At 68.8% G+C, this 15,285-nt stretch carries 16 protein-coding genes and 1 tRNA gene; 8 read left to right on the top strand and 9 right to left on the bottom strand.

The features are described from left to right. Window positions 1–2 precede the first annotated feature (2 nt). Window positions 3–1,502 carry an MFS transporter gene (locus AC1RIF_RS01285; RefSeq protein WP_492599564.1) on the bottom strand — a complete coding sequence of 500 codons (1,500 nt, stop codon included), beginning with the start codon at window positions 1,500–1,502 and terminating at the stop codon, window positions 3–5. A 140-nt stretch (window positions 1,503–1,642) separates the two neighbouring features. Here AC1RIF_RS01285 and AC1RIF_RS01290 point away from each other — a divergent pair, with 140 nt between their 5' ends. After that, window positions 1,643–3,280, top strand: a complete 1,638-nt coding sequence (locus AC1RIF_RS01290) for an acyl-CoA dehydrogenase family protein (RefSeq protein WP_492599565.1) — start codon at window positions 1,643–1,645, stop codon at window positions 3,278–3,280. Window positions 3,281–3,348: 68 nt separating this feature from the next. Next, window positions 3,349–3,690, top strand: a complete 342-nt coding sequence (locus tag AC1RIF_RS01295) for a GNAT family N-acetyltransferase (protein WP_492599566.1) — start codon at window positions 3,349–3,351, stop codon at window positions 3,688–3,690. A gap of 81 nt (window positions 3,691–3,771) precedes the next feature. Here the strand turns inward: AC1RIF_RS01295 and AC1RIF_RS01300 are convergent, their stop codons facing one another. Further along, window positions 3,772–3,975 (bottom strand): cold-shock protein, encoded by a 204-nt coding sequence (locus tag AC1RIF_RS01300; protein WP_114718550.1) that lies wholly within the window; start codon window positions 3,973–3,975, stop codon window positions 3,772–3,774. Window positions 3,976–4,120: 145 nt separating this feature from the next. Between AC1RIF_RS01300 and AC1RIF_RS01305 the strand changes: the two genes are divergently transcribed. Then, window positions 4,121–4,663: a hypothetical protein gene (locus AC1RIF_RS01305; RefSeq protein ID WP_492599567.1), complete on the top strand. Its 543-nt coding sequence runs from the start codon at window positions 4,121–4,123 to the stop codon at window positions 4,661–4,663. A gap of 351 nt (window positions 4,664–5,014) precedes the next feature. Beyond that, complete coding sequence (locus tag AC1RIF_RS01310; RefSeq protein ID WP_492599568.1) at window positions 5,015–5,260, top strand: hypothetical protein; 246 nt, start codon at window positions 5,015–5,017, stop codon at window positions 5,258–5,260. A 153-nt stretch (window positions 5,261–5,413) separates the two neighbouring features. On the opposite strand, the gene AC1RIF_RS01315 is transcribed toward AC1RIF_RS01310, so the two are convergent. The 6 genes from AC1RIF_RS01315 to AC1RIF_RS01340 form a co-directional block, all read right to left on the bottom strand. Next, window positions 5,414–5,487, bottom strand: a tRNA-Leu gene (locus AC1RIF_RS01315). A gap of 77 nt (window positions 5,488–5,564) precedes the next feature. Further along, on the bottom strand, window positions 5,565–6,521 hold the full coding sequence (locus AC1RIF_RS01320) for a Ppx/GppA phosphatase family protein (RefSeq protein ID WP_492599569.1): 957 nt from the start codon (window positions 6,519–6,521) through the stop codon (window positions 5,565–5,567). Beyond that, entirely contained in the window at window positions 6,518–7,054 is a 537-nt protein-coding gene (locus tag AC1RIF_RS01325; RefSeq protein WP_492599570.1) for a DUF501 domain-containing protein, read from the bottom strand. Before AC1RIF_RS01325 ends, AC1RIF_RS01320 begins: the two co-directional genes overlap by 4 nt. Then, a complete protein-coding gene (locus AC1RIF_RS01330) occupies window positions 7,051–7,782 on the bottom strand; it encodes an FtsB family cell division protein (protein ID WP_492599571.1) in 732 nt (243 codons plus the stop codon). Before AC1RIF_RS01330 ends, AC1RIF_RS01325 begins: the two co-directional genes overlap by 4 nt. After that, window positions 7,782–9,077 (bottom strand): phosphopyruvate hydratase, encoded by a 1,296-nt coding sequence (gene eno / locus AC1RIF_RS01335; RefSeq protein WP_492599572.1) that lies wholly within the window; start codon window positions 9,075–9,077, stop codon window positions 7,782–7,784. Before eno ends, AC1RIF_RS01330 begins: the two co-directional genes overlap by 1 nt. A gap of 207 nt (window positions 9,078–9,284) precedes the next feature. Continuing rightward, window positions 9,285–10,115 (bottom strand): lytic transglycosylase domain-containing protein, encoded by an 831-nt coding sequence (locus AC1RIF_RS01340; protein WP_492599573.1) that lies wholly within the window; start codon window positions 10,113–10,115, stop codon window positions 9,285–9,287. Between the two features lie 195 nt (window positions 10,116–10,310). Between AC1RIF_RS01340 and efeU the strand changes: the two genes are divergently transcribed. The 4 genes from efeU to AC1RIF_RS01360 all read left to right on the top strand — a co-directional run bounded on the left by efeU (window position 10,311) and on the right by AC1RIF_RS01360 (window position 14,535). Then, complete coding sequence (gene efeU / locus AC1RIF_RS01345; protein ID WP_492599574.1) at window positions 10,311–11,207, top strand: iron uptake transporter permease EfeU; 897 nt, start codon at window positions 10,311–10,313, stop codon at window positions 11,205–11,207. A gap of 12 nt (window positions 11,208–11,219) precedes the next feature. Further along, complete coding sequence (efeO, locus tag AC1RIF_RS01350; RefSeq protein WP_492599575.1) at window positions 11,220–12,353, top strand: iron uptake system protein EfeO; 1,134 nt, start codon at window positions 11,220–11,222, stop codon at window positions 12,351–12,353. A gap of 67 nt (window positions 12,354–12,420) precedes the next feature. Beyond that, on the top strand, window positions 12,421–13,668 hold the full coding sequence (gene efeB, locus AC1RIF_RS01355) for an iron uptake transporter deferrochelatase/peroxidase subunit (protein ID WP_492600110.1): 1,248 nt from the start codon (window positions 12,421–12,423) through the stop codon (window positions 13,666–13,668). 126 nt (window positions 13,669–13,794) lie between these two features. Then, on the top strand, window positions 13,795–14,535 hold the full coding sequence (locus AC1RIF_RS01360; RefSeq protein ID WP_492599576.1) for a class I SAM-dependent methyltransferase: 741 nt from the start codon (window positions 13,795–13,797) through the stop codon (window positions 14,533–14,535). Window positions 14,536–14,600: 65 nt separating this feature from the next. Here AC1RIF_RS01360 and AC1RIF_RS01365 read toward each other — a convergent pair whose 3' ends face one another. Continuing rightward, window positions 14,601–15,284 carry a nucleoside triphosphate pyrophosphohydrolase gene (locus AC1RIF_RS01365; protein ID WP_492599577.1) on the bottom strand — a complete coding sequence of 228 codons (684 nt, stop codon included), beginning with the start codon at window positions 15,282–15,284 and terminating at the stop codon, window positions 14,601–14,603. Window position 15,285: the final 1 nt, after the last annotated feature.

The following is a 15,285-nucleotide window of genomic DNA, read 5'->3' on the forward strand; positions in this document are numbered from 1 at the left end:
TCTCAGCCCGCGTGCACGGGCGGCTTCTCCCCCGTGGCCGCGCGGGCGTTGATCGCCGTGACCGTGACGATCACCCCGACGATCAACAGCACGGCCGCACCGGCGAATGCCGCGGTGAACCCACTGGTCAGCGCGTCCGCGGCGCGTTCGAGCAACGCGCCGTCGCCGGTCGCCACGGCCTGGAAGTAGGCGTGGTCGGCGTCGGGCAGCGAGTCGTTCGCGGTGGCGGTGGCCACGGTCGACAGGATCGCCAGGCCCATCGCGCCACCGATCTGCTGCGCCGTGCTGAGCAGGGCCGAGGCGATGCCGGCGTCGGCGTGCGTGACACCGGAGACCGCACCGAGCGTCATCGGCAGGAAGCTGCTGCCGAGGCCGACGGCGGTGACGAACATTGCGGGCATGAGGTGCGTCAGGTACGACGACCCGGGTTCGAGCATCGCCAACCAGGCCATGCCGATCGCGGCGACGACCAGGCCGGGGCCGGCGAGCAGTCGTGCAGGCAGACGTCCCGCCAACTTCGACCCGACCCCGGTCGCGAGCGCCATGCCGAAGCTGAACGGCAGGTAGGCCAGACCGGTCTCGACCGGCGAGAACTGCAACACCTGCTGCATGTACAGCGACAGGAAGTAGAAGGTCGCGAACATCGCGGCACCGATGATCAGCATCGCCGCGTACGAACCGGAGCGGTTGCGGTCCTTCAGCAGCCGCAGCGGCATCATCGGATGGTCGGAGCGGGCCTGGATCACGACGAACACCGCCAGCAACGCCACCGCGGACGCGAACAGGGCGAGGGTCAGCGGGTCGGTCCAGCCGTCCTCGCCGCCGCGGGTGATGCCGTAGACGAGCGCGACCAGACCGAGGGTGCCGGTGACGGCACCGGGCACGTCGAGTCGGCCGCGGACACGGTCACCGGCCGGCAGCACGGAGGTGCCGAACAGCAGTGCGATACCGATCGGGACGTTGACGAAGAAGATCCAGCGCCAGTCGAGGTAGTCGGTGAGCACGCCGCCGAGGAGCAGTCCGATGGTCGATCCGATACCGGACATCGCGGCGTAGACGCCCATCGCCTTGTTGCGCGGTCCCCCCTCGGGGAAGGTCGTCGCGATCAACGAGAGCGCCGTGGGTGCGGCGATCGCGGCACCCACACCCTGCAGGATGCGGGCGGCGATCAGCAGTTCCGCGTTGGGGGCGAAGCCGCCGAGCAGGGATGCGACGGTGAACACGACGATACCGACGCGGAACATGCGCCGCCGGCCGAACAGGTCGCCGGACCGGCCGCCGAGCAGCAGTAAACCGCCGAACGCGAGCACGTACGAGTTCACGATCCAGGCCAGTCCCGACGCCGAGATGCCGAGATCGGCCTGAATGCTGGGCAGCGCGATGTTGGTGATGGTGCTGTCGAGGATCACCATCAGCTGTGCCGTCGCGATGACGACGAGCGCCAGCCCGAGGTGTCGCGGCGCCCCGACGGCGGGGGCGCGCGAGATGGACGAAGTGGTCATGACCGGACCTTTCGAGATCGGGAGCAGTATTTCAATACGCTACCGTCTCGTATCGTATTCCCGCGAGTCCTTGACGGGCGCCCCCAACCGTCATTGACTTCTGATCAAGGATCGCCGTCACCACCGCACCAGGGGGTCGCATGAGGGTCACGCACGAGGTCACCAACCAGGTTCCGCCGCTGATCGACTACGACGCCGCCGACTACCCTCCGCTGCTCGAGGCGCTGCAGCGCGAGGGCGCCCATCACGCGCTCGACGAGGTGCACCGCGTCGGACGACTCGCGGGCGGCGCCGACGCGCTCGCGCTGGGCGATCTCGCTGAGGCTCATCCACCCGTCCTGCAGACCCATGACCGGTACGGTCACCGCATCGACGAGGTCGCCTACGACCCCGCTTACCACCAGCTGATGGACACCGCCGTCGAACTGGGGCTGCACGGCACCCCGTGGACGGACCCGAAACCGCACCCGCATCTCGTGCGCGCCGCGAAGATGGCGGTGTGGGGGCAGGTGGACGCCGGCCACGGATGCCCGATCTCGATGACGTACGCCGTCATACCGGCGCTGCGTCACAATCCCGAACTCGCGCTGCAGTACGAGCCGCTGCTCACGGCCCGCGTGTACGACCCGGAGTTGCGCGCCCCTCTCACCAAGCCCGGGCTGATCGCGGGCATGTCGATGACCGAGAAGCAGGGCGGCTCCGATGTCCGCGCCGGCACCACCCGCGCCGTCCCGCAGTCGGACGGCTCCTATCTGCTCACCGGGCACAAGTGGTTCACGTCGGCGCCGATGTCGGACGTCTTCCTGGTGCTCGCCCAGGCGCCCGGCGGGCTCACGTGCTTCCTGCTCCCCCGGATCCTGTCCGACGGCACCCGCAACGCGATTTACCTACAGCGACTCAAGGACAAGCTGGGCAATCACTCGAATGCGAGCAGCGAGGTGGAGTACGACGACGCAGTGGCCTGGCGGGTCGGCGACGAGGGCCGCGGCGTGCGCACCATCATCGAGATGGTCAACATGACGCGACTGGACTGCACGATCGGGACAGCGACCGGGATGCGCGTCGGCGTCACGCAGGCCGCGCACCATGCCGTGCACCGCAGCGCTTTCGGCGCGCACCTCGTCGACCAGCCCCTCATGCGCAACGTCCTCGCCGATCTTGCCGTCGAGTCGGAGGCGTCGACAACCGTCGCGCTGTGGCTCGCCGCGCTCACCGACCGCGCCGACGACGGCGATCCGCAGGCGTCGACCCTGCGCCGCGTCGCGCTGGCGGTCAGCAAGTACTACGTGTGCAAGCGCGGACCCGTGCACGCCGCCGAGGCCCTGGAGTGCCTGGGTGGAAACGGTTACGTCGAGGAGTCGCGAATGCCGCGCCTGTACCGGGAGGCGCCGCTGCTGTCGGTGTGGGAGGGCTCCGGCAACGTCGCCGCCCTCGACGTCCTGCGGGCGATGGCCCGTCAGCCCGAGTCCGTGGAGGCGTTCTTCGACGAACTCGACGACAGCGCCGGTGCCGACGCCCGCCTCGACACCGCGGTCGCGAACCTGAAGACATCGTTCACGGATGTCGACACGCTGCAGCACCGGGCGCGGCGGGTGGTCGGCGACATGGCGCTCGCGCTGCAAGGGACGCTACTGGTCCGGCACGGGCACCCCGCGGTGGCCGACGCCTTCTGCGCGACCCGATTGGACCGCGACTGGGGCACCGTGTTCGGCACGCTGCCCACCGGACTCGATCTGGCCCCGATCATCGATCGCGCGACCCCCAAGGTGGGTTCCTGAATCGCGTTTCGCCGGCGTCGGTGGCCGGAACCCTCGCACCAGGGCGTCCGAGTTGTCATAGTGGAGTCATGGCCGACGAACTGGATGCACAACCCCGCGTGAATGCCGCGCCGGACCTCCGCCGCTACGAGATCCGGGTCGGAGACGCCACCGCCGGATTCACCCAGTTCGTCGACCGCGGCGACCAGCGCATCTTCTTCCACACCGAGATCGGCGAGCGCTTCGCCGGGCGCGGCCTGGCCAGCACGCTGATCCGGGCGGCGCTCGAGGACACCGTTGCACACGACAAGCGGATCGTGCCGATCTGCCCGTTCGTGGCGGGATTCCTGGAGAAGCACGACGACTTCGAGGGCTACGTCGACGCCGTCACACCCGCCGCGCAGCAGGCGGTCATCGACTCACAACGCTGACGAGACAACACGACAGGCCCCGCTCCGTGTGCACGGAGCGGGGCCTGTCGTCAGTCGTCGCCCGATTCGGGCGACGCGCGATCAGATCGCGTTGATGTTGGTGGCCTGGGGGCCCTTGGCGCCCTGGCCCAGATCGTAGGAAACGCGCTGGTTCTCATCGAGGCTGCGGAAGCCGCCGCCCTGGATCTCCGAGTAGTGCGCGAACACGTCGGCGCTGCCGTCCTCGGGAGCGATGAAGCCGAAGCCCTTTTCAGCGTTGAACCACTTCACGGTGCCGGTTGCCATTTTGTACTCCTCATGCTTGCCGATCACGAATCGCCGATGTTCGAGCGACCCGGGCCGGTACTGCCGAAAGCGATACCCGAAGAGGAGATCTATCCCCCACAACTAAAGGAATTGCGAGCGCACAGACATGCAACCACAAAACACTATGACCACTTTCAGTCAATCACACTTGCGTCGAGAAGTCGACGCGATTCGGATCACCGTGTCGGGCAAAAGATTTCCGCGCCTCAGTCCGCGACCCGGCGACACAGCCACCGGCCGTCGCGACGTGGCGTACCCAACGATCGCCACGGCGGTGAGTTCGGCCGAGTCGACGGATCTCGCGGAGCCAGAAGTGCGCCGCCAGAGTCGTCTGAGCATTGCCGCCCGGATCATCCGACGCGCCGTCCACGACGGCGACGAGCGCCTCCGAGAGAGCTGCGACTCTGAGGTTGTTCTCCTGCGAGTGCTGCATCAGCAGTTGCACGGCGGCGTCGCGCTCACACCGGTAGAGGATGCCGACAATCTCGAGTGCACGCGCCCGGAGCGCCGCGGACCGTCCGCGTGCATGGTCTCGAGGGTCTCCCGAGGAATCCGGACCGGTCCCGACCGGCGAATGAACAGTGGTGTAGTGCATGAAATTCCTTTGTGGTCGTCGCGAGTTGAACTCGGCGACAACACGTATCGGCGCATTCGCGCCTGGCTGTGATCCTTCGGTCGACGATGGGCCCGACTCGCGAGCGCTCGACCTGTGAGTTCGTGAGGAGGTCAGGGATTCGACGGTGACGTCGCTTCGGCAGCTCAGGATCGGAATCCGAGCCGGCATGCAGCCTCGATGGCGCACCTGACAGACCCACTGTACGGCATGCGCCGGGAAACACGGCCGCCATCCCCTGGGTGGCGGCTGCACGGGCCCCCTCCAGGCCCTCCCACCGGGGCGGCAATCGGCCCTAACATGGATTGTGGAGCAGGAGCGATGCGCCTGTCGAACCCGCAATCTCGCGATTTCGGTTGTTCGACGATCATGGCGCCCACTGGTCCGCGTGGAAAGGATCGACCGATGACACAGGAGAACGACCAACGCCACAGCGTCACGCGCCGCGCTCGAATGCTCGCGAACGTCCTGGCGACGGCTGCGCTCGCGGCAATTCCGCTGAGCGTCGCCGCGACCCCGGCGGCCGCCGACACTCCGCAGTTCGCGGGGGGACCACCGGCCGTGGCGGCGACGCAGGCGAGCGCCGACCACACCGCGCCGTGCCGACGCTGGCAGAACCCGCAGGCATACGGCCACTGGCACTGCCGCTGACCCCGGTTCGGTTCGAATCCACCTCCACCGCAGCCGGATCGGAGGAGTCGACCGCCGCGTCCCGCATCCTGCTCAGCGGCGAAGGTCCCACCCACCGGAATCGCGGTGAGCGGGACCTTCGATGCCATGTTCCGGCGAACGGCGGGACGGAGGTGCCCCCAGTGGGACTCGAACCCACACTCGGCGGATTTTAAGTCCGCTGCCTCTGCCAATTGGGCTATGGGGGCCCACCACCGGCCCGACTCCGGTGGCCACGACAGTGGAAACCAAGGAACAGTGTAGGCGGAACAAACAGTGAGCTAATTCACGACCCGCCCAGTGGGATCGACATTGCAATTCCGTCCAAAATGTCGTGTTCGCTGACGACGAGTTCACCGATTCCGGCCCGCTGCGAAAGCTCGTCGGCCAGAACCGCGGTGACGATCGCCCCGCCGCCGATCACGTCGACCCGACCGGGATGCATCGGGCCGAGGGCGGCCCGCTGGTCGTGGGTCATCGTCACGAGGCGGTGTGCGACGTCGTGCAACTGGTCGATACCGAGCCGGGACAGGTGCACACGCTCGGCGTCGTACTCCGGAAGATCCTGTGCGACGGCGGACAGCGTCGTCATGGTGCCGGCGACACCGACCCATGTGCGGGCCTGCTCGACCGGAACCTTCGCGAACGCCTGCTCGAGCCGGTCCGACGCGAACGCCCGCGCGGACTCGATCTGCTCCGCGGTGGGCGGATCGTCGCGCAGACAACGCTCGGTCACCCGCACGCAGCCGACATCGGTGGAGAACGCGGCATGGACACCGTCGGCGTCACCGAGCACCACCTCGGTGGACCCGCCGCCGAGATCGACGACGACGAACGGCCCCTCGGCCGGATCCAGTTCACCGACCGCCCCCGCGAAGGACAGTCGCGCCTCCTCGTCACCGGTGATGACCTCGGCCTCCGAGCCGGGGATCACGGCTCCGAGCACCTCACGGGTCATCGCGAAGAAGTCCTCGCGATTCGACGCATCGCGCGTGGCCGACGTGGCGACCATCCGCACCGCGGTGGCGCCGGTGTCACGGATGATGTCGGCGTACTCGCTCAGTGCGATCCGGGTGCGTTCGATGGCCTCGGGCGCGAATGCCCCGGTGGCGTCGACGCCCTGGCCGAGACGCACGATCCGCATCAGCCGGGTGACGTCGGTGAGCCGTCCGCTGTCGTCGGCGTCCGCGACGAGCAGTCGGATCGAGTTGGTGCCGCAGTCGATCGCGGCGACCCTCGTCACTCGCCGTCTCCCGCCTCGCCGGGTCCGCGGTACTCGGGCCAGTCCGCCGGAATCGCGGCGCCTCGCAACTTGCCTCGCGCGGCGAGGGCGACCGACTCGTCACCGAACGGGTTGACACCCGGCCCCTTCGCGAGCGAATGCGCCATCAGGACGTGCAGGCACTTGACCCGGTCGGGCATGCCACCACCCGTGAAATCGGTTCCGAGGGAATCGATCTCGTTGCGCTCGGCAAGGTAGGACTCGTGGGCGCGGCGGTACGCTGCGGCCAACTCGGGGTCGGTTCCGAGGCGTTCGGTCATCTCCCGCATCACGCCGGCGGACTCCTGCCGGCTGGCCTCGGCGGTCAGGCGGGGGTCGGTGAGGTAGTACAGGGTGGGGAACGGCGTGCCGTCGGGCAGCCGGGGGGCCGTCTTCACGACGCCGGGCTGCCCGTCCGGGCAGCGGTAGGCGATCTCGAGGACGCCCCGCGGGGCACGACCCAGCTGGGCCTCCACGGCGTCGAGGTCTTCCTGGGGGACGGACGATTCGCTCACCCGGTGGGTACTCCTGGTTCTTCTGGTGCGGGAGCCGGCACCACGGGGGCCGCCGGCGGTGACTCTGGTTCGGGCTCGGCGGACGGCGGCAGTTCGGTGAGCCGCTGCCACAGGTCGCTGTGCCACGCTCCGGTGGACGGCGGTGGTGGCGGCGCATCCTTCTCCGGCGGCTTGTAGTCGCCGGGCAGTTGCACCTTGTACGGGGTCTCCCCCGGCCGGACCAGGCCGAGGCGTTCCCGGCCCTGGGTCGCAACCCACGCAGGATCCTCGATCTGTTCCTTCTGCCGCTGCAGATCGTCGAGCTGCCGTTCGAGATCCCGCTGCTCGGACGCCAGGCGATCGGCTTCCGTGCGTTGCGTCAGGTAGGTGCGCAGCGGCATCGCGAGGGTGAGCGCCAACGCGCAGATCACGACGCCGAGGATCACGGCGCGGCCCGTCGAGAGCCCGAAGAACGTGCGCTCGGACCGGGCCGGCGCCGACCGGCGTCCCGCACCTGCTCGCGACGAGCTGGTGCGGGACCCGGCGGCTTGCTTGTCCGAACGCCCGGTTGCGTCGCCGGAGGCATCGAGCGGGCTCGATGCCTCCGGGTCGACGCGCCCGGTTGCGGTAGTGGCGCCGGCACGGTTCCGGCGGGGCCTGCGAGAGCCCTGCCCGGTTCCGGCACCGCGGCGATCGGGACGCCCACCCGGAGAGGGGCGACCCGACCGCGACCTACCGTGCTGATTCATCAGCTGGCGGAACCCTCGAAGACGAAGCGCGGGAACGCAACCTCGCCGGCGTAGCGGGCGGCGTCGCCGAGGCTCTCCTCGATGCGCAGCAGCTGGTTGTACTTCGCGACGCGCTCGCTGCGGGCCGGGGCACCGGTCTTGATCTGGCCGCTGCCGACCGCGACGGCCAGATCGGCGATCGTGGTGTCCTCGGTCTCGCCCGAACGGTGGCTCATCATCGTCTTGTAGCCGCTGCGGTGCGCCAGGTCGACAGCGTCCAGGGTCTCGGTCAGGGTGCCGATCTGGTTGACCTTCACCAGCAGTGCGTTGGCCGCACCCTTGGCGATGCCCTCCTCGAGGCGCTCCGGGTTGGTGACGAACAGGTCGTCACCGACGAGCTGGATCTTGTTGCCGATCTGCTCGGTCAGGGAAACCCAACCCGACCAGTCGTCCTCGTCCAGCGGATCCTCGATCGAGACCAGCGGGTAGGCGGTGAGCAGCTCGGCGTAGAACGCGGCCATCTCCTCGGCCGTGCGGTTCTTGCCCTCGAACTTGTAGCCGGTGCCGTCGGTGTAGAACTCGGTGGCCGCGACGTCGAGCGCGAGCGCGACGTCGGTGCCGAGCTTGAGGCCGGTCTTCGCGACGGCGACGGCGATCAGGTCCAGCGCTTCCTTGGTGCCGGCGACATCCGGCGCGAAGCCGCCCTCGTCACCGAGACCGGTGGACAGGCCCTTGGCCTTGAGCACCGACTTGAGCGAGTGGTAGACCTCGGCACCCCAGCGCAGCGACTCCTTGAAGGTCGGCGCGCCGATGGGCGCGACCATGAACTCCTGGACGTCGACACCGGTATCGGCGTGCGCACCACCGTTGAGGATGTTCATCATCGGGACGGGCAGCACATGGGCGTTGGGGCCACCGACGTAGCGGAACAGCTCCAGGCCGGACGACTCGGCACCGGCGCGGGCCACGGCCAGCGACGCACCGAGCAGGGCATTCGCGCCGAGGCGGGACTTGTCCGGGGTGCCGTCGGCGTCGAGCAGCGCCTGGTCGACGGTCCGCTGCTCGGTGGCGTCCAGGCCGATGATGGCCGGCGCGATCTCGCCGAGTACGGCCTCGACGGCCTTCTGGACGCCCTTACCCAGGTAGCGGTCGCCACCGTCACGCAGCTCGACGGCCTCGTGCTCACCGGTGGAGGCACCGGAGGGAACGGCAGCGCGGGCGAAGCTGCCGTCCTCGAGCAGCACCTCGACCTCCACCGTGGGGTTGCCACGGGAATCGAGGATCTCGCGAGCTCCTACCTGCTCAATGATGGCCACGAATGGTTCTCCTTCGGCGGCTTCGTACGGCTGCTGCGGACGACAGTGAAATGCCGGTCCGGACAGGCAGCGTCTGGGTTGTCTACTGGCAGGCGGCCACGGTGAACCGCCGGATGCATAGTGCCAGGTCTGAGCCTAACCGGCGTAACCGACTCCCGTCCCGCGGCGCGCGCAGCGTGGCCCTCGTCACCACTGCCACGGCGGCGCTCACCGACGCACCCCCACCGAGTAGGCCGCGGCCCGATCCCGGACATCCCGCAGGTACTCGCCGGAGAGGTTGTAGGCCATGAGCGCCGCGGTCCAGCCGTCGGCGGTGGTGAGGTCGCCGCCACGCGCGCACAGGTAGCGCGCCGCAGTGAGCGCGGCGTCGTCGATGTTGTCCGGATCGACGGTCCCGTCCCCGTTGGCGTCGACGCCCCACCGGACCCATGTCTCGGGGATGAACTGCAACGGCCCCATGGCGCGGTCGTGGGTGGCGTCGCCGTCCATCGCGCCCCCGTCGGTGTCGGGAATCTCCGCGACTCCGGGTGTGCCGTCAAGTGGGATGCCGCGGATCGGCGGCGCCACCTTCCCGTTGTCGTCGACGCGGGCGCCGCCGTGGGTGCCGTGCTTGCTCTCGACGGCGGCGATGCCCGCGAGGGTGGTCCACCCGATGCCGCATTCGGGACGCGTCGCGGCCATGACGGCGGCGGCGTAGCCGTACGCCTCGAGCGCGGTCGGTGAGATCGCCAGAGCTTCTGACAGCGGTGCCGCCCAATCCCCCAGCAGGTTCGCGGTCCGTCCAGCCGCGTTGACGTCGATCGGCGGGAGCGGCGCACCGGGACCCGGCGGAATCCCCTCGGGGATCTCGATCCGCGGCTTCCGTTGGTCCAACTCGTCGAGCCCCACCGCGAGCGTCACGACCGCGACACCGACGAGGAGCGAGGACGTCACAATCAGGAACGTGCGGAACGGACGCCGTCGTTTCGGCGGTCGGGCCGGCGGCAGCCCCGTCGCTTGCGGTCGCGGCACCCCGGCGCGCGTGGCGGCATCTCTCATCACGCCGTCCATCATCCAGACCGCGCGGTCGTGACGCTTGCCGGAATCGGGACCAACTCCCCATTTCAGACAAAAAAGACCTGGTAGGGGGCGGTTTCCGGGAGACGTTAGGGGATGCTACTTTCGGCTTGGCCACTCCCAGGTTTGCCTTGCCTGACCCGCGGCGGCCGTCCGACTCTCATCAGGAGACATGAAGTGTCAGTCCTCGCCGCCGGCGCCGATGCACCGTCCATCGCGACACAGCTGTTCGGCAGCGGTCTGATCGGTGTCAGGGAGGGACTCGAGACCGGGATCGTCGTGATGATCCTTGTCGCGTTCCTGGTGAAGTCCGAGCGCCGTGACGCACTGAAGTGGGTGTGGGCCGGTGTCGGTGCGGCCGTCGCGATGGTCGTCGGCATCTTCGTCGCGATCCACTTCGGCACCTCCACCGTCACCGGCACCGCCGCCGAACTGATCAGCGGCCTCGCATCGCTCGTCGCGGTCGGGATCGTGACCGCGATGGTGTTGTGGATGCGCACCGCAGCGGCATCGATCTCGGGGCACCTCAAGGCCGGCATGGGCCGGGCGCTCGCCGTGGGGCCGGTGGCCGTCGCCGCGATGGCGTTCTTCGCGGTCGGCCGCGAGGGCGTCGAGACCGCCCTGTTGCTCGTCGGCTACGCCGAGAACACCGCCGGCAGCGCGTGGCCGCTGATCGGCCTGCTGCTGGGAATCGCGGTCGCGGCCGTCCTCACCGTGCTGATGTACGTCGGCGCCGTGCACATCGACTTCGCCCGGTTCTTCCGCTACACCGGCGCCTTCCTCGTCGTCGTGGCGGCGGGCATCCTCGCCTACGGCGTCCGCGCGCTACAGATCGCAGGATGGCTCCCGGGCGGCTCCACCGTCGCATTCGACATCTCGTCGGTGTTCGACAGCTCCAGCTGGTACGGCACCGTCCTGTCCGGCATCTTCAACTTCCGGCCGGACCCGACCGTCTTCCAGCTCGTCGCGTGGGTGGCGTACCTCGTGATCGTGCTGCCGCTGTTCGTGCGCCCGGTCGCTGCCCGGCCGGAACCGGTCGCCGCCGAAGAAGACTCCTCGATCACCGCTTCCTGAAAGGTTACGCCCGTGCGTCGTTCAACCTCTGCGCTCGCCCTGCTTGCGATCGCTCCCCTCGCACTCGCCGCGTGCACGTCCAAATCGGCTGCCGGTGACGAGGCCGTCACGGTGACCGCCACCGACACCGCGTGCGAGATCTCGAGCAGCACCGCCGAGACCGGGAACACCACGTTCTCGATCACCAACAACGGCGCCAAGGTCACCGAGTTCTATGTCTTCGGCGACGGCGACCGGGTGATGGGCGAGGTCGAGAACGTCGGCCCCGGCCTGACCCGCCAACTGATCGTCAACCTCGCCGAGCCCGGGACCTACCACACGGCGTGCAAGCCGGGCATGGTCGGCGACGGCATCCGCAGCGAGTTCACCGTCACCGGCGACTCGGTGGCCGCGACCGACCAGGACGGACGCCTCGCCGAGGCCGCCGCCGGATACAAGCGCTACGTCGACAGCCAGCTCACCGCGTTGCAGGAGACGGCCGGCGCGTTCGTCGCCGCGATCAAAGCCGGCGACGTCGCCGGGGCGAAGGCTCAGTACCCGCTCACTCGCACCTACTACGAGCGCATCGAACCCATCGCCGAGAGCTTCCCCGACGACCTCGATCCGCGGATCGACCTGCGTGAGGTGGACGTCGAACCGGGTTGGAACTGGACCGGCTTCCACCGTCTCGAGAAGGACCTGTGGGTCCAGGGGCTGCAGCCCGACACCGATGCGATCGCCGACCAGTTGCTCGCAGACATCCAGGAACTGGCCGACGGCGTGGCCGCCCCGGACTTCGTCGTCGACCCGATCCAGGTGGCGGGCGGCGCGCAGACCCTGCTCGACGAGATCGCACGTACCAAGATCACCGGTGAGGAGGACATCTTCTCGCACACCGACCTGTACGACTTCCAGGCCAACGCGGACGGCTCGCAGGCGGCGATCGCGTCGCTGCGTCCGATCCTCGACGAGCGCAATCCCGAGCTGGCCGGACGCATCGACCAGCGCTTCGCCGAACTCGACCAGGCGCTCGCGCAGTACCGCCAGGGCGACGGCTTCGTCTCGTACGACACGGTGACCGAGCCACAGCGCCAGGCCCTGTCGCAGAAGATCGATGCGTTGTCCGCAGAAGTGAGCCAGGTGCAGGGTGTCGTCGCAGGGCAGTAACCGGCAGGGCAGTAACCGGCAGGGCGGCGGCGGGAGCGACGACGCCCGACCCGAGTCACGTCCGGGCCTGTCCCGGCGGCGCCTGTTCGGCGCCGTCGGGGCGGGTGCCGTCCTGGCCGGGGCCGGGGCGGCGGTGGGACGGCTGACCGCGCCCGAGGCCGCCGAGTCGACCACGCAGACAGTGGCTTTCCGAGGCGCGAACCAGGCCGGGATCGTCACTCCCGCGCAGGATCGCATGCACTTCGTCGCGTTCGACGTCATCACCGATTCGCGTGACGAACTGGTGGCGATGTTGAAGAAGTGGACCGAGATGGCCGAGCGGATGACCGCCGGCGAGGAGGCCACCGAGGACGGTGCGATCGGCGCCGGCGAATACAACCCGCCCAGCGACACCGGCGAGGCGCTCGACCTGCACGCGTCCAAGCTCACGCTCACGATCGGCTTCGGGCCGTCCCTGTTCGAGGCGAACGGCACGGACCGGTTCGGTATCGCCGGCCGCAGACCGGCCGCGCTGGTGGACCTGCCGAAGTTCACCGGCGACGCCCTCGAGCCGGCCCGCAGCGGCGGCGACATCGCAATCCAGGCGTGCGCCGACGACCCGCAGGTCGCGGTCCACGCGGTGCGCAACCTCGCCCGCGTCGGATTCGGCGTGGTCGCGGTGCGCTGGTCACAGCTGGGATTCGGTCGCACGTCGTCGACGTCCACGAGTCAGACGACGCCGCGAAACCTGTTCGGGTTCAAGGACGGAACGCGCAACATCAAGGCCGAGGACCCTTCGGCGGTGTCCGAGTTCGTGTGGGTCGATCCTGCCGACGATCAGGCGTGGATGGCCGGCGGCTCGTACCTGGTGGCCCGGCGCATCCGCATGTTGATCGAACCGTGGGACCGCACCACCCTGCACGAGCAGGAGCGGGTGTTCGGCCGGAGCAAGGGCAGCGGCGCACCGCTGGGCCGGAAGGACGAGTTCGACGACCTCCAGCTCGACGCGAAGGGCGCCGGCGGCAAGCCGGTCATCGACACCGACGCGCACGTGCGGCTGGCGTCGGCGGAGGAACTGGGTGGCATCCAGATCCTGCGCCGCGGCTACAACTTCACGGACGGCACAGACGGTTTCGGCCATCTCGACGCCGGATTGTTCTTCATCGCCTACTGCCGCGATCCGCAGAAGCAGTTCGTGCCGATGCAACAGAGCCTCGCCCGCAACGACGCCCTCAACGAGTACATCAAGCACGTGGGCTCCGCGGTGTTCGCGGTTCCGCCGGGCGTCGGCGACGGCGGGTACTGGGGGTCGACGCTGTTCGAGCCGCAGCGGTAGCGCATGCATCGACGCGCAGAACGTACCTGCGGGTAGCTCCTGTTCGGCCTAGCGTGACGAGCGTGTGGTCTCCCTTCGCATCCGAAGGGCTCGAGACATCACACCCGCGGAACAGGAGAGGTGCGTATGCAGAGCCAATTCGACGAGCTTGCCGATCTCTACGAGGACATGGCCGCCTGGCCGTTCAGAAGGTATCTGGAGATTCCGAACGTGCTCGCGACACTCGGAGATCTGACGGGACGCGACGTCCTGGACTTCGGCTGCGGCAACGGGATGTACTCGCGGTGGCTCAAGGAACGGGGCGCGCGCCGGGTCGTCGGGTACGACGTCTCGGACGGAATGCTCGACTATGCGCGCACGTGGGAACGGAACAGTCCTCGCGGAATCACGTTCACTTCCGAACTGACACCCGACCTCGAAGGCCAGTTCGACCTGGTGCTGGCGGTCTATGTACTGCCCTATGCCGCGACGCGAGAAGAGCTCCACGAGATGTGTGCGCAGATGGCGCGACCGCTTCGACCCGGTGGCCGTCTGGTCACTCTTCCGATCCATCCGGACTACGAACGCGATCCGTCGTACTACGAGCAGTTCGGCTTCCGGCTCACTCCGATCGGGCCCGATGTGGACGGTGGGCAGGTGCGGCTCGATCTCTTCGACCCGGCCGCCCCCGAGAAGGAGGACACCGTCACCGCCTATGTCTGGACCAGGCAGAGCATCGACGACGCGATGCACACGTCGGGGTTCCACCTGGCTCAGTGGGTCGGTCATGCGCAGGTGCGTTCCCCGGAGGCGGATGCTGCGGCGTCTCTCCTGCGCGGCTACTGGGAGAAGCCTCATGCGGCGATACTGAACTGCCGCAAGAACTGACGCCTACCGGGTCACCGTGCCGAACACGAGCGGTGTGCCGAGCCCCGTCGTGCACACCGCTGGTTCTACACCCAGTAGGTCCGCCACGTGTCGGAGTCGAGTCCGCCCCACGCGACACCGTCGGCGTGCGCGGCGGACTCGGCGGCACGGATCCGTTCGACGAATCGCAGTGTCGCCTTACGCAGTTCGTCCTCGGCGCTGCCCGGGCCGCCGAGCCGGACCACCCGCAACTCGTCGGGTACCAACTCGTCGGGCAGCTCGGCCTTGCGGGCACGGGCGATCACCTTCTCGGCCAACGCGAGCGCCGGCTGCATCAGCGCGATCCCGTCGATGCACGACTGCCGGGCCTTCTCCGCGGCCTTGCGCAGTTCCCACGCGCGCTCCTGCTCCGCGATGTCGACGGGTCCGGTGACACCGTCGGTCAGGTGCGGGCTGCGGTGCGCCAGCTTGGCGACCAGGGTCGCGGCGACGTCGTCGACGGTGAACTGACCGGCCGCCTCCGCGATCCGGGAGTGGAAGAGCACCTGCAGCAGCAGATCCCCCAGTTCCTCGCGCACGCCGACGGGATCGCCGACCTGCACGGCGTCGAGAAGCTCGTAGGCCTCCTCGAGCAGGTACGGCCGCAGCGAGTCGTGCGTCTGCGTCACCTCCCAGCCGCCGAATCCCCACAGCCGATCCATCACCTCGACGGCCTCGATCAGCGCGTCCCCCGGACGCCACGCCTCACCGCGACCACCCTCGGCGCTCATC

The organism is Prescottella sp. GW823-FHT02E09 (assembly GCF_058797375.1).

Bases quoted from the DNA above. Each gene is read 5' to 3' on its own strand.
- AC1RIF_RS01340 (WP_492599573.1), bottom strand. From the start codon at position 10,115: ATGAGAGATGCCGCCACGCGCGCCGGGGTGCCGCGACCGCAAGCGACG.
- AC1RIF_RS01305 (WP_492599567.1), top strand. From the start codon at position 4,121: ATGACCACTTTCAGTCAATCACACTTGCGTCGAGAAGTCGACGCGATT.
- AC1RIF_RS01300 (WP_114718550.1), bottom strand. From the start codon at position 3,975: ATGGCAACCGGCACCGTGAAGTGGTTCAACGCTGAAAAGGGCTTCGGC.
- AC1RIF_RS01290 (WP_492599565.1), top strand. From the start codon at position 1,643: ATGAGGGTCACGCACGAGGTCACCAACCAGGTTCCGCCGCTGATCGAC.
- AC1RIF_RS01310 (WP_492599568.1), top strand. From the start codon at position 5,015: ATGACACAGGAGAACGACCAACGCCACAGCGTCACGCGCCGCGCTCGA.
- AC1RIF_RS01330 (WP_492599571.1), bottom strand. From the start codon at position 7,782: ATGAATCAGCACGGTAGGTCGCGGTCGGGTCGCCCCTCTCCGGGTGGG.
- AC1RIF_RS01365 (WP_492599577.1), bottom strand. From the start codon at position 15,284: ATGAGCGCCGAGGGTGGTCGCGGTGAGGCGTGGCGTCCGGGGGACGCG.
- AC1RIF_RS01360 (WP_492599576.1), top strand. From the start codon at position 13,795: ATGCAGAGCCAATTCGACGAGCTTGCCGATCTCTACGAGGACATGGCC.
- AC1RIF_RS01285 (WP_492599564.1), bottom strand. From the start codon at position 1,502: ATGACCACTTCGTCCATCTCGCGCGCCCCCGCCGTCGGGGCGCCGCGA.
- AC1RIF_RS01295 (WP_492599566.1), top strand. From the start codon at position 3,349: ATGGCCGACGAACTGGATGCACAACCCCGCGTGAATGCCGCGCCGGAC.